Genomic DNA, 12,972 nt, shown 5'->3' on the forward strand with positions numbered 1-12,972 from the left:
TCAGACCGCCGTCAACTTGCTCTGCCCGGCGCTGAACGCCAGCTTGGGTTGGCTGCCGGCGGTGCTGCCGGTGCTGGTGTCCAGCGCGACCCCCGCCCCGTCGACCTTCAGCTTGCCGGCGGGGCCGCCGACCGAGACGACCGCGCGGCACTTCACGCTGGACGTGTTGGGGTCGTCCGGGGTCGTGCAGTCGGAGACCGACTTGCCGCTGATGCCGTCGAGCCGGACCACCGGGACCCCGCCGACGGTGAGCCGGGGCCGCCCGGCCGGGCTGACCTTGCCCTGCCCCGGGCAGGTCACGCTGCTGGAGCTGATGAGGACCTTTGCCACGGCTGCTCCTCAGTGGACGTTCATCGAGCCGCTGACGTGGACGTCCACGTTCGCGGCGGTGAGGTTGATGTTTCCGCTGCCGGCGTCCAGGTCGATCCGCTTGCCGGTGATGGTGATCGACCCGTCCTGCTTGAGGACGATCTTCGAGCCGCCGCCGGCGTGCTCGATGGTGATGCTGTCCGCGTCGGCGGCCCGGGCCGGCCGGTGGCCGCGGCCCTGGAGCTTGGCCCGGCCCACCCGGACGGTCAGCTCGCCGAGCTCGATCACCCGGTTGCCGTCGCCGTCGGTGAGGTCGTGGGCCACCTTGCCGGCGTGGTCGGCGGGGACCGCGCCGTCGGACACCGACGACCGGTCGCCCGTCGCCACCCCGACGGGCAGCGAGAGCCACCAGTCCCCCGGTTCGGAGACCGGCGCGTGGCCGGAGGGCCAGAGCGCGCCCACGTCGACCGGGTCGTCGGGGCGCCCGTTGCGGTAGGCCAGCGCCACCCGGGTGCCCGGGTAGCGGGGCAGGACCAGGCCGCAGCCGCCCCAGGCGAACGGGGTGAGGTAGCTGACGCCGGGCAGCGGGGTGGGCTGTTCCCGGCGGGGCGGCAGCCGCCGGACGCCGTTGGGCCGGCCGTCCGGGCGGACCAGTCCCTCCCACACGGTCTCGGTCTGGGCGGGCGGCTCGACCGCGCCGGAGGCGTTGGTGGCCACCGCCCGTACCTCGCCGACCTCCAGCCCGCGGGCCTCGCCGGTGGCGGCGCGGGCCGCCCGGCGGACCGCCTCGGCGGCGGCGGTGCCGGGTGACCCGGCACCGGCGGCCGGTTCCGCGCCGGCCGCCGGGGTGGCGTCGGACCAGGTGTCCCAGGCCGCCGCGCCGGTGGCCGGGATCTCCACGCCGTGTACCTCGGTGGCGAAGCCGGCGGTCTTGGACAGCTGGTGCCGCACCGAGCTGACGTAGAGCAGTTTGGCGTCGGGCCCCAGCTCGCCGGTGGACGGGGCGAACGGGGCGGCGAACGAGCCGAGCAGCGCGGCGCCGACGGTGCCCAGGGTGGTGGCCTCGTTGCCGGGCGGCGGGTCGAAGCGGACCACGTCGCCGGGCTTGAGGTCGGGGCGGCCCTTGCAGGTCAGCGTCCACGCCGGCTTGGCCGGCGCGGCGGTGCCCGCCGACTCGGTGGCGGCGTACGGGTCGGAGCCGCGCGGCTCGTCCTCGGTGCACTCCAGCAGGCCGGTGGCGAGGGTGAGCGGCTTCGGTTCGCCCTCCGGGTACGGGATGGGCCGCGCGCCCACGTGCACGGTGCCGTCCCGGATCAGCAGCATGGACCGGCCGTACCGGTTGCGGGAGTGGGCGAGCGCCTCGCCGATGCGCTCCAGCGCGGAGGTGTAGAGCAGTCCCTGGCCGAGGACGACCCGTTCCGCGCCGGTCGCCTCCCCGGTCGGGCGGGTCATCGTGCCGTCCGGGTTGGCCTCCCAGGTGGTGAGCGACACCCGGGTCCGCTGGCCGATAGCGGCCACCGCGGCGGAGAAGTTCGCCGCCTCGAAGCGGGTGGCGACCCGCTGCCCGAGCCGGGCGTACGCCTGCTCGATGAGGGTCAGCTCGGTGTCGTACGTCTTGTCGCCGGAGATCCGGCGGATCTTCTTGACCCGCAGCTCGGCGACGAGCGACTGGTGCAGTTCCTCGGCGGACGGTCCGGCGTTGAGGCCGACCAGGTTGGTGAAGAACGCCCCGACGCTGGTGTTGGCGTCCCGCCAGTACAGGTGCAGCTTGGCGACCAGTGGGGCCTCGCCGGCGCGTAACAGGGCGAAGTGTTCGTCGGTCAGCCCCTCGATCGTGATCTTGAAGGCGCCGGGCCGCAGCCCCTCCTCCAGCGTGGCGTCGATCGCGGCGTAGTAGCTGCTGCTGGAGAGGGTCAGCGGCAGCGGCGCCAGGCCGGCCGGGGTCTGCCGGTGGAACTCCAGGGTCCAGCCCGCGTCGTTGCCGACCGCGCCCTGGTTGACCTGGCTCGACTGGAACGGGGTGAGTGTCATCGCACGACCCTCCGCAGTTTCTTGTCCAGCAACCGGTGGTGGTACCGCAGCCGGGCGGCGCCCTGCTCGGACTCGATGCGCTGGGCCGGTGGCCGCCGGCGCCAGACGAACACGTTGATCGGCGGCGGCCCGAACTGGTCGACCGCGACGTCGGCCGCCCGCCAGCCCACCGCCAGCCAAGAGCCGTAGTCACCGGAGCCGCGGACCGTCCCGGCGGTCAGGTGCCAGCCCAGCACCACCACCTCCAGCGGCCCGCAGCGGCGGCGCAGGCCGGCGGCGAACGGCACCGACCCGAGGACGCGGGTGCCCTGCCGGACCACCAGCCGCAGCGGCACCCGGGCCCCCAGCGCCGGCAGCGGCCGGGGCGCCGGGACCGGTCGGGGGGCCGACTCGTCGGCGGAGGTGGTGACCACGGCGAGCGGGTCGGCGGCCAGCCACTGCCGGGCCAGCCCGGTGGGCAGGATCAGCACGGCGTGCGCGGCGGCGCCGAGGTCGATCCGTTGCGGCAGGCCGGCGGTGAGCGGCCGGCGCACCTCGGTGAAGCCGGCGGGCGGCCCGGAGGGCGCCTCCGGCAGCAGGTAGCGCTCGATCGGGAAGCTCATCACGACCCCAACCCGTCGGCGAGGGCGCCGACCCCGATGCTGGCCACGTCGAGCAGCTTGCCGAGCAGGCTGGGCCGCGGCACGTGGGCCATGGTGAGGCTGACGTCGAGCACGTCCCGGCGGGCGGCCGAGGCGGAGACGGTCAGCGACTGCACCTGCATGTCCGTCCGGATGGTCATCGAGGTGACCAGGATCAGCCCGCCGAACCGGCCGCCCGAGTACGCGGCCAGCGCGGTGCCCCGCTTGCTCGCCTCGGCCATCGTCTCCAGGGCGAGCTTCCAGGCGTACCGCTCGCCGCCGACGAAGACGCCGGTGAGGGTGACGGTGTCGTCGTGGGTGGCCATGATCGCCTTGTGCGCGGTCGAGCCGATCGGCGGCAGGTGGTACGTCTGGGACAGCGAGATCGCGGTGACCGCCCACAGTGGGACGGGCAGCACACCGTCGCTGATCACCGCCGACGGCACCGTGCCGTACTTCATGAAGCTGCTGGTGAAGCCCATCGTCAGCGCCCTCCGGGGTTGGGCCATGGCACGGTGATGCCGGCGGGTTCGACAGCCAGGCCCAGCTCGCGCAGCGCCCGGCTGAGCTCGGTGACCTGGCCGGCGGCGCTGGTGACCCGCAGCCGCAGCCGCCGGTCCTCCAGCGCCTGCGCGATCCGGGCCGGCCGGTTGGTCGGCTTGCCGGTGCGGTTGATCCGGTCGACCTCCGCGGCGGCGTCACGCATCCGCTGGAGGGCGTCGAGCACCTGCGGATCGGGCACGAAGCCCGGTTCCCGGGCGGACAGGTCGTCCAGGACGGCCGCGATGTCGGCCGCGCTGTTGCGCAGGTTGGTGGTCAGGTTGTCGGTAAGTGCGGTGACCGAGGAGACGCTGCCGGCAGCGTGCGACTTGTCGTCGATCAACCACAACCAGCCGTCGTGGCCGATGCCGATCAGGTCGATGCCGCGCACCCGCACGTCGGCGTCGGGGCCGTGCAGGAACCGCTTGATGCTGCTCAGCGAGAAGGCGGCGGTGTACTCTCCGACGGCCGCCCGGCCGTAGTGGGTCATCTCGCTACGGACGTACGCCCGGAAGCCGCCCGCGTCGCCGGCGGCCCCGCCGTTGCGGCGGAAGTTCTGCCACAGCTCGGTCAGCGCCTGCGGGTTGTGCGCGGCGACCTGCTGCAGCAGCCAGACGTCCCCGCTCGCCACCACCGCGCGCAGGTCGGCGTCGCCGAGGCGGGCCAGCGCCTCGGCGAGCCGGGCCGAGTTCATCTGCAACGCGGTGTTGCGTGCCTTGCCCATCTCGTCGAGCGCCGACCGCAGCCGGGCTAGCTCGTCGGCGGTCATCCGGCCGGCGAGGGCCGCCTCCAGTTCCCTGCCGGCCTGCCGGGCGCCGGATTCGGTCTCGGCGGAGATCCGGCGCCACACGCCGCGATGGTCGAGCGCGCTGGCGCGGCGCAGCGCCGCCGCCTGGTCTGGGGGCAGCCGGTGGAACGCCGCGGCCAGTTCCGCCGACGGTTCCACGTGGACGCCGCCGGGATGGCCGCCCTGCGCGGCCTCGAACTCGCGCAGCAGCGACTGGGCGTACGCCGCGGCGTTGTCGTACAGCGGCAGCGGGCCGTCGCCGACGATCGCTTCCCGGGGGCCGGACAGCTCCCGCATCTCGGTGTTGAGCTGCTCGAAGTAATCCCCCAGCGTCTCCATCCGGATGCCCTCGGGCAGGTCGCCACCGTCGAGGACGTGGTCGAGGATGGCGGCGATGTTCTCCCGCAACACCTGGATCCGCTCCAGCCGGACCGTGGCGTTGCCCAGGTGCAGTTGGCCTACGTCGTCGGCCACCCGCCTGATCATGAACTCCATCAGGGCGCGGGAACGTGGCTCGCCCCGCTCGCTGCGCTCGGCGATGGTCCGCATGAACGCGCGCAGCCGGGGGTGGGCGTCCGCCGCCGCACGCACCGCCGCGCCGTCCAGCATCCGGCCGACCCGGAACCGGCGGGGCGGCGTCACGGCCGCACCACCGGGGCGCCGACCGCCCCGGCGGCAGGGGCAGCGCCCGCCCGCTCCTGGTCGAGCACCATCAGGATGAACCGGGCGCCCTCCGGCCCGCCGACCGACTGGGTGAGCATCGCCTCCCGCTCGATGTGGGCGAGCACCGGTTCCAGGGCCTTCTGGATGATCCGGCCCAGCACCTCGGTCATCAGGATCTCGGTGATGAACGCCTGGAGCAGGTCGCGGGAGGCGGCCTCGATGATCTGCCGGCTGATCCGCCGGGCCACGTACCCGCGGGCGGCGCGCAGCCCGGAGCGGAAGCCAGCGCGCAGGGCGACCCGGCCGCCGCGCGCCAGCGCGCCGCCGATGGTGCCGACCTCCGGCACCAGGGACAGCGCCATCCCGAGGTACGCGGCGAACAGCTCCGCCTCCACCTCGGCGCGGGTCAGCACCAGCTCCGGGTCGAGCATCGAGCCGTAGAGGCGTTCCCGTTCCTTGGCGTGCCGCACGTCGTTGGCGGCGACCACCACGCCGGCCAGGAAACCCAGCGGCGGGCAGAGCACCGACAGCAGCACGATGCCCACGTTGAGCCCGAAACCGATCAGCTCTTCCCGGCCGAGTTCCGCGCTGAACAGGGCGTCGATGCCGAGGGCGTAGAAGGAGTCGCCGGCGAAGAACTCGCCCAGTTCCTGGTGCACCACCAGGTGGACGCCCTGCAGGGCGTACCGGCTGCCGGGGACGGTGGCGGACGGGATGTTGTCCCGGATCCGGCTGGCCCGGAAGGCGAACATGGCGTCGGCGCGTACCTTGCCGATCATCTCGGTGTTGTTGTCGCTCATCTCGGTGAGCAGCCGGCGCAGCTCCCGGCGGATCGCGGTCGGGTCGGTGCGGAACCGCCAGATCACGTCGGGCAGGTCGGTGACCTGCTTGACCAGCGGGTCGATCCCCTCCGCCTGGCCGCGCTGCATCACCATCGCCTGTTCGAGCTCCGCCTCGGTCCACATCACCCCGTGCGAGTCGCGGATCCGGACCACCCCGTCGGTGGTGACGATCTCCTTGGCGGCGCCGGGCGTGGCGAACGCCGACTCGGCCACGAGGAACGCCCCGGACAGCGACCGGGCCGCGCCGAACCAGGCGGTGGCCGGGTTGACCGCCGAGGCGGCGGCGACGGCGCCACCGGCGTACCCGGTGTGGTCCTGGATCCAGGTGGCGGTGCCGTGCCGGCGCAGCCTGTCCCGCAGGTCCTGGAGTTCGACGTAGTCGGAGAGCTGGGAGACCAGCAGCCGCTCGAAGATCGGCGCGTACCGGTCGAAGTTGGTGATCCGGGCGTTGATCCCGGTCCGGGAGCTGAGCAGCAGTTGCAGCAGCAGCGCCTGGCTGCCGGTGACCAGGACCTGCCCGACGGCCGCCTCGGTGGCCGGGGTGAACTCGCGTAGGAAGTGCAGGTCCCAGGAGGCCGGGGAGTCGATCCAGCCGCCGTGCACCTTGGCCCAGTGCTCCGGCTGCTCGTAGGTGCGCATGACGGCCAGGGCGAGCCGGTGCAGCGGCGGCACCACCCCGGCCAGATGGCGGAGGAACTGCACGGCCGGCGAGGCGACCGGGCGGAAGTTCAACGACCCGAGCGCGCCGTCGCCCTCGGGGGTCGGCTGGGTGAACCCGTCGCGTTCGGTCACGCTGATGTACGCGCTGATCGAGGCGGCCCGGTCGAACAGGGCCTCGGCGGCCTGGAGGCAGAAGTTGGCCGGGTACTCGCAGATCTTGCCCAGTTGGAGCCGGAACGCGATGTCCTCCATGGCCCGGCGCAGCCCGTCGCCGGCCGAGCCCAGCTCCGCCAGGGACGGCTCGCCGTTGAACGGGGCGCAGCCGCGCGGCTCGCCACGGGGCAGGCCCGGGCGGCGGACCACCGGGAACCGGCTGGCCTCCTTGTCCGGCGGGGCCGTTGGCGCGGTCGGCGCGGTCGGGTCGTAGACGAAGGACCCGCCGCCGGCGCCGCTGCCGATGCCGACGCTGGGGCCACCCGCGCCGCCGGAGTCGCCGTCCCCGTCGCCGCCACCCGCGCCGCTGCCGCCCGCGCCGGTCGCGCCGCCGGTGCCGGCCGCGCCCGAACCGCCCCCGCCGCTGCCGGCCGTCCCGCCGCCCCCGGCGTCGCCGCCGGCCCGCCCACGCGGGCGTTCCACGGTGACCGGCAGCAGGTTCGCGGTGCCGTCCCAGTGCAGGCCGGCGTCGGTGCTCTCGGTGCTGACCAGCAGCATGAAGGACCCGCCGAGGCGGACCACCACCAGTGAGGTGGGTGCGGCGCCGCCGGTGCCGGCGAGCACCCCGTCGACCCGCCGGACGACCTCGGCGTCCACCGCGGCGTCGACCCGCCGCTGGTACTCGTCGTTGCTGGTGGTCTCGCCCTGCGGCTGGGCCCGCATGATCCGGGCCCGGATGTCGGGGCCCATCAGGTCGGCGGTGGCGGCGACCAGGGCGGCCCGGTCGGTGATGAGCTGGCGGGTGGCGGTGCCGGGCACCGCGGGCGGGTCGGACGGCCGCTCCTCGAAGCGCGGGTTGGGGCCGGGGACCAGGACCAGCTCCCCGAAGCCGGGAAAGGAGAAGGTCGTCCACGGGGTGGTGAAGATGACGACCGCCCAGGCGGGGCGGCCGGACGGGTCGGTGGTCTTCACGATGAGGCCGCGCGGCGCGTCGGCGGGCAGCGGGCCGAACTGCCGGACCGCCTCGCGGATCACGTCCATCAGGTGCTCGCGCAGGTCGGCGGCCGGGCGGAGCACCCAGTCGTGCACCACCGGGACGACCACCGCCGGCTCGTCGCTGAAGTCGATCACCTCGGGCGCGCCACCGCCCTGGTAGGACGGGATCTCGTAGGTGCGCAGCAGGGCGCTCTCCCGCATCGGGTCGGCCACCTCGGCGGCGGGCTCGCTCAGCGGGAGCACCACTCCCTCGGGCAGGCCGGGATCGAGCCGGGCCGCGTCGACCGCGTCGGCGACCACCGCGCGCAGCCGGGCCTCGAAGTCGCGCCGGGCCGGCCCGGGCACCCCGGCGGCGGCGTCGCCCGTCCAGCTGAAGACCGGGTCGAGGGTACGCACCCCGAGGTAGCCGCCCCGCGGCTCGACCGCCTCCCGCCGGGACCGGTCCAGGGCACGCGCCAGCGCCACGGCCACCGCTTCGGCGACCCGGTCGGGGCGCTGCGCCAGCGACCGCGGGTCGAGGCGTACCCGGACGGGCATCCGCACCTGCACCGGCACCGGTCACACCCGCCCTTCGAGGTGTTCGGCGAGGCGGCTCAGCGCCAGGTCGGCGAGGGCGTCCGGGTCCAGCTCGACGCCGGCCGCCACCACCTCGATCTCGACCGGGAAGTGGTACGAGATCACCGCCCGGTCGTCCTCGGCCACCCGCTCCGCCTCGGCCTCGCTGCCGGCGGCGGGCAGCACCAGCTCGCCCGCGTGCACCAGCGCCAGCCCGGTACGGGTCACCCGTGCCGCACGTGCCTCACCGGTCGCCACCGCCGTCCTCCCTCCGCTCCGGACGGTTCACCGAGGCAGCGTCGACTTGTCGCCGACCTTCGGGTCCACCTCGGCGCCGAGGCTGAACCCGCTGAAGGTGGCGGCCGGCGCGCCGGAGATGGTGGCGGTGCTCGGGGTCGCGCTGGTGATCAGGCAGTCCCGCAGCACGAACGACGAGAACGACCAGTCGTCGCCGGTGTGCTCCAGCAGCGAGATGTCGAACAGCTGCCCGTCGAGGGCCAGCTTGGTCAGCCGGCCGGCGACGTCCCCGATCGCCTTCACCGTCATGGTGAAGTTCATCGTCACCGGGGCGTAGATGGCGCCCATGTGGGTCACCTCGCACGAGTGCAACGCCTCGACGTTGAGCGAGAACGACGGGGTGAACGAGTCGATCGGGCTGATCAGGACCGTCTCCGAGTCCTTCGTGTACTGGACGGCGAGTCGGGTCTTCCACTCCATGACGGGTTTCTCCTCAGAACTTGGCGACGAGCGTGACCAGCAGCCGGCTCACCGCGGGCCCGTAGGTGACCGTGACGACCAGGTCCACCGTGCGGTCGGCCCGGGCGGCGGTGACGATCGCGTTGTCGGTGGTGTCCCGGGCCGACTCCGGCAGGCTGAGGATGTCCAGCACCGGGATCTGCACCGCGTAGTCGTCGATCACCGCCGACCGCTTCAGCGGGCCGAGGATCCCCTCCACCTGGGTCTTCAGCAGGGTCATCCCGGGCTTGGTGATCCGCGCGTCGCCGATCAGCCCGATCAGCCCGGCACGCAGCATGAACGTGATCTGGTCGAGGGTGCGGACCAGGTCCATGTACAGCAGGCTGGCGTCGGTGGTGAACAGCCGGCCGTCGGCGAAGTGCAGGCTCTCCCCGACGATCATGTCGGAGTCGATCAGCGGCACGATGTCGGCCTCGGAGAGGCCCTTGATCTCGGCCGGGGCGTACTGCCGGGCGACCGGGACGGCCAGCCCCCGGACCTTCTTCAGCACGATGCTGTGGTGCACCGGCAGCCCGGCCACCGCGGCCATCGCGGCCGTGGCGGCGTCGCCGTCGGCGCCCCGGGCGGCGACCATCATCATCCGGCTGGTGCTGCTCTTCAGCCCGGCGACGGCGGCCACAGTGTCCGCCACGTACGTCGGGCTCTTCGCGCCGGCCGGGTCGGTCATGGCGAAACCGATGCGCGCCTGCCCGGCCGCCGACATCGCCTCCACGTGCGCCTTGAGCGCGTGCAGGCCGGTCGGCGGGTTCGCCCCGGCGGCCGGGTTGCCGACGGTCGCCTCGTTGGCCAGCGACACCATGGTGACGTCGTCGGCCGCCTCCAGGCCGCCGAGCGCCGCGGCGTAGTTGTCGCCGGAGACCTTGACGCCGTACACCTTGGCCGGGCGCGGACTCTGCAGGAGGGCCAGCTCCAGCGAGTTGTAGAGCGCGTTGCGGAGCACGTTGCCGGCGTTGCGGCGGGCGAAGTTGGTGACCGCGTCGTCGAGGGTCTCGATCCGCACGGGGGTGTTGGCCGGGGCGGCGCCGCCGTCGGCGTTCGCGGGCGCCTTGCCGACCACGGCGACGACGCCGGGCGAGCGCTGCGCCAGTGGCGGCGCCGGTGGCACGATCCGGACCTCGATGTACGGGAAAGCTGCGGTTACTGGCACGGGTCCTCCCAGCGGATGCGGTGCGTGGTCTTCAGGGTGGTCAGGGCCGGGACGTGGGCACGGCGGCCAGTCCGACGCCCTCGGTGGCGAGCCACCGGCCGGCGCGGGCATACCGGTCGGCGCGCCGCTGCTGGGCGCTGCCGGTCTCGCCGCCCGGCCAGGCGGTGTCGTCGAAGGTGGCCTCCGGCACGATCCAGACGGCGACCACCCGGTGCCGCCGCCGGACGTCGTCGGTGGCCGGCACCTCCAGCCCCAGTTCCTCGGCCCGGCTGCGGGCGAGCCGGCTCTGCACCAGCAGGTCGGCGACGGAGAAGCCGGCCGCGCGGACGAACACCGCGGCGGCGAACGGCAGCCGCCGCGGCGCCGGCGCGGCGGCCGGCGGGGGCGCGTAGCGCAGCTGGACGGTCGCCGTGCCGGCCTGGCCGCGGGCCCGGGTGACCAGGTCGGAGGCGCTGCCGGCGCCGGCGGCGACGAGCAGCCGGTCCAGGTGCGCGTCGGTGAACGCGGCCGGCTGGTCCAGACCGGCGCGTACCCGGGCCGCCAGCCGGGTGCGCCGCTCGGCCTCCAGCACCGTCGGGTCGGCGGGCAGCGCGCCGAGGTCGGCGACGATGTCCGGGTCGACGTCGAAGGAGGGCAGCGCCAGCTCCACCGCCTCGACCCGGTCCCGGGCGGCGGCGGTGCGGACCACCAGGCCACCCCGCCAGAGCGCGTCGACGCGCAGCGGCGCCGGCCCGAGGCCGTGCAGCCGCAGCCGCAGCTCGGTGCGCTCGTGCCCGCCGGCGCCCATCCACTCGCCCTCGGCGAGGGTGACCTGCGGGGTCACGTACCCGACGGTCAGCTGGTCGAAGACCGCCGCGTAGGGCGGGCCGACCGGCATCGCCTTGGTGTCGTAGGCGGCGGCCACCAGGTTGGCCAGCGCGTCGTTGTCGAGGACCCCGGCGCGGGTGGCCGGGTCGCCGAGCCGGACGAGCATGGAGTCCACGAAGTCCACGCCGCTCCCCCCTCGATGCCAGGCCGTACACGGCAGAGGATGGCGGGGCGGGTGTCTCGTGATCGTCACCGGTCGCGTCGCGGTGCCGTCGCCGTACCGTCACCACCACGCCGACCGGCCGGTGGGGCCGCCCGCGCCCATCGTGGACCTGGCCGCAATCGGCCACCGGCGACGGTGGACCGCGGCGGCCGGCCGGTCGGTCGGTCGGCGATCGGCGGGCCGGGGCTTCAATCGCGGCGGGGGCGGGCGGTAGCGTGGCGCCACGCCATGTCCGCCGGCGGCTTTCGCCGGCCGCGGTTGGCGTTCGACGGTACGGAGGATGGCGGATGTCCCACGGCGAGCAGCCGTTCACGGTGCGCGACGACAGCGGGTCGCGGCCGAGTTTCGATCTCACCCTGCGCGGCTACGACAAGCGACAGGTGGACCGGCACGTCGAGCACCTGGACCAGCGGCTCGCCCGGCTCACCGCGGAGCGGGAGCGGACGGCCGCGCGGGTCACCGAGCTGACCGGCCAGGTGCAGCGGTTGCAGGCGGAGGTGGCCGAGGCGCGCCAGCGGACGCCCCAGGTGGAGCGGGCCTCGTTCCGTGACCTGGGTCCGATGGTGGACCAGATCCTCGAGCTCGCCGAACGGCAGGCCGGCCAGATCACCCAGGGCGCGACGGAGCGGGCCGAGAAGCTGCACGCCGAGGCGGAGAAGGTGCTGGCCGAGGCGCGCGAGCGGGGCGCGGAGACGCTGCGCGAGCTGGAGGAGCAGCTGGCCGCGCGGCGGGCCGAGCAGGACCGGGCCGAGGAGGAGCGGCGGGCCGCCGCCGAGGCGGAGCTAGCCGCGATCCGGGAGCGGGCGGAGAAGCTGCGCGCCGACGGTGAGGCCGCGCACGAGCGGGCCCAGCAGGAGGCGAAGCGGATCAGCGAGCAGAGCGCCCGGCAGATCACCCAGACCCGGGCGGCCAGCGAGGCGCTGACCAAGGCGGCGCGGACGCAGATCCAGCAGGAGATCCAGGCGGCCCGTACGCAGAGCCAGCAGGAGCTGGCCCAGTGGCGGGCGAACGTGGAGAAGGAGCTGGACGAGCGGCGGGCCGCCGCGGAGCAGGAGCTGGCCGACGCGCGGAGCGCGTCCGAGCAGGAGTTGGCCAATCAGCACAGTGCCGCCGAGCAGCAGATGACCGCGCTGATCGCGGAGGCCCAGCAGTACTCCACCGAGGTCCGCCAGCGCGCCGACGAGCAGGCCAGCCTGCTGCACGACCAGCTCGCCTCGGTGCAGCAGGAGCTCGGCGAGCGGCAGCAGACGCTGAGCCAGGTGCGGTCCGAGCTGGAGGTCACCCAGGATCAGCTGGCCCGGCTGCGGGAGGATGAGGCGACCGTCGGGCGGGAGCTGAACCAGGCCCGGCAGCAGCTCGGCGACGTGCGCCGGGAGCTGGGCGGCGAGGTGGCCCGGCTGGAGGAGGCCCGTCGGGCGGCCGACCACGTGGAGCGGCACGCCAAGGACGTCCGGGCCCGGGTCAAGGCCGAGGCGAAGCGGGTGGCGGACCTGGCCGCGGCGGCGGTGATGGCGGCCGCGGCGGGCGGTACGGAGACCGCCGAGTTCCCGGTGGTGGTGCCTCGGCGCGAGGCCGTGCCGGTCGGCGAACTGGTCCGGGCCGACGAGCCGGCGGAGTTTCGCGGCGACGGGTCGCGTCCGGGGCTCGATCCGATCGCGCTGCCCGGCCGCCCGGACGAGGCGCCGGCGCTGCCCGGCCGCTCCGACGAGCTGCCGGCGTTGGGTGGACCGCCGGCCGGTGAGCTGCCGGCGCAGCGGCGCGGGCCGCGCTCCGGGGTGGAGCTGCCGGCCTAGACGATCTATTCCAAGGGGTACGGGGCAGCGAATAGAAGCGAGGGTGTCCATGATCGACGTTGCGAAGCAACGATGACCATGGAGGCCACG

General features: G+C 74.5%; 11 protein-coding genes. 1 reads left to right on the forward strand and 10 read right to left on the reverse strand.

Annotated elements, in window-relative coordinates; all coding sequences use genetic code 11:
* Genes AB0H57_RS14640 through AB0H57_RS14685 form a run of 10 tightly spaced genes read right to left on the reverse strand, consistent with a single transcriptional unit; the run spans position 1 to position 11,050 of the window.
* On the reverse strand, positions 1 to 330 hold the full coding sequence (locus AB0H57_RS14640; protein WP_357506420.1) for a hypothetical protein: 330 nt from the start codon (positions 328 to 330) through the stop codon (positions 1 to 3).
* A gap of 9 nt (positions 331 to 339) precedes the next feature.
* Positions 340 to 2,340 (reverse strand): hypothetical protein, encoded by a 2,001-nt coding sequence (locus AB0H57_RS14645; protein WP_357506422.1) that lies wholly within the window; start codon positions 2,338 to 2,340, stop codon positions 340 to 342.
* Positions 2,337 to 2,942: a hypothetical protein gene (locus AB0H57_RS14650; RefSeq protein WP_357506424.1), complete on the reverse strand. Its 606-nt coding sequence runs from the start codon at positions 2,940 to 2,942 to the stop codon at positions 2,337 to 2,339. Before AB0H57_RS14650 ends, AB0H57_RS14645 begins: the two co-directional genes overlap by 4 nt.
* Entirely contained in the window at positions 2,942 to 3,469 is a 528-nt protein-coding gene (locus AB0H57_RS14655; RefSeq protein WP_357506426.1) for a hypothetical protein, read from the reverse strand. The genes AB0H57_RS14650 and AB0H57_RS14655 overlap by 1 nt, the downstream gene beginning before the upstream one ends.
* The gene (locus AB0H57_RS14660) at positions 3,445 to 4,929 is read right to left on the reverse strand and encodes a hypothetical protein (RefSeq protein ID WP_357506428.1); all 1,485 of its coding nucleotides are present in this window, start codon (positions 4,927 to 4,929) and stop codon (positions 3,445 to 3,447) included. Before AB0H57_RS14660 ends, AB0H57_RS14655 begins: the two co-directional genes overlap by 25 nt.
* The gene (locus AB0H57_RS14665) at positions 4,926 to 8,156 is read right to left on the reverse strand and encodes a hypothetical protein (RefSeq protein WP_357506430.1); all 3,231 of its coding nucleotides are present in this window, start codon (positions 8,154 to 8,156) and stop codon (positions 4,926 to 4,928) included. The genes AB0H57_RS14660 and AB0H57_RS14665 overlap by 4 nt, the downstream gene beginning before the upstream one ends.
* 3 nt (positions 8,157 to 8,159) lie before the next feature.
* Positions 8,160 to 8,414 carry a hypothetical protein gene (locus tag AB0H57_RS14670; RefSeq protein ID WP_357506432.1) on the reverse strand — a complete coding sequence of 85 codons (255 nt, stop codon included), beginning with the start codon at positions 8,412 to 8,414 and terminating at the stop codon, positions 8,160 to 8,162.
* A gap of 27 nt (positions 8,415 to 8,441) precedes the next feature.
* Complete coding sequence (locus AB0H57_RS14675) at positions 8,442 to 8,873, reverse strand: hypothetical protein (RefSeq protein ID WP_357506434.1); 432 nt, start codon at positions 8,871 to 8,873, stop codon at positions 8,442 to 8,444.
* 13 nt (positions 8,874 to 8,886) lie between these two features.
* A complete protein-coding gene (locus AB0H57_RS14680; RefSeq protein ID WP_357506436.1) occupies positions 8,887 to 10,059 on the reverse strand; it encodes a hypothetical protein in 1,173 nt (390 codons plus the stop codon).
* Between the two features lie 40 nt (positions 10,060 to 10,099).
* On the reverse strand, positions 10,100 to 11,050 hold the full coding sequence (locus tag AB0H57_RS14685) for a hypothetical protein (protein WP_357506438.1): 951 nt from the start codon (positions 11,048 to 11,050) through the stop codon (positions 10,100 to 10,102).
* 326 nt (positions 11,051 to 11,376) lie between these two features.
* On the opposite strand from AB0H57_RS14685, the gene AB0H57_RS14690 reads away from it, so the two are divergent.
* Positions 11,377 to 12,882: a hypothetical protein gene (locus AB0H57_RS14690; RefSeq protein ID WP_357506440.1), complete on the forward strand. Its 1,506-nt coding sequence runs from the start codon at positions 11,377 to 11,379 to the stop codon at positions 12,880 to 12,882.
* Positions 12,883 to 12,972: the final 90 nt, after the last annotated feature.

The organism is Micromonospora sp. NPDC050686, assembly GCF_040654475.1.
GTDB lineage: Bacteria > Actinomycetota > Actinomycetes > Mycobacteriales > Micromonosporaceae > Micromonospora.

Bases quoted from the DNA above. Each gene is read 5' to 3' on its own strand.
- AB0H57_RS14645 (WP_357506422.1), bottom strand. From the start codon at position 2,340: ATGACACTCACCCCGTTCCAGTCGAGCCAGGTCAACCAGGGCGCGGTC.
- AB0H57_RS14650 (WP_357506424.1), bottom strand. From the start codon at position 2,942: ATGAGCTTCCCGATCGAGCGCTACCTGCTGCCGGAGGCGCCCTCCGGG.
- AB0H57_RS14655 (WP_357506426.1), bottom strand. From the start codon at position 3,469: ATGGCCCAACCCCGGAGGGCGCTGACGATGGGCTTCACCAGCAGCTTC.
- AB0H57_RS14675 (WP_357506434.1), bottom strand. From the start codon at position 8,873: ATGGAGTGGAAGACCCGACTCGCCGTCCAGTACACGAAGGACTCGGAG.
- AB0H57_RS14690 (WP_357506440.1), top strand. From the start codon at position 11,377: ATGTCCCACGGCGAGCAGCCGTTCACGGTGCGCGACGACAGCGGGTCG.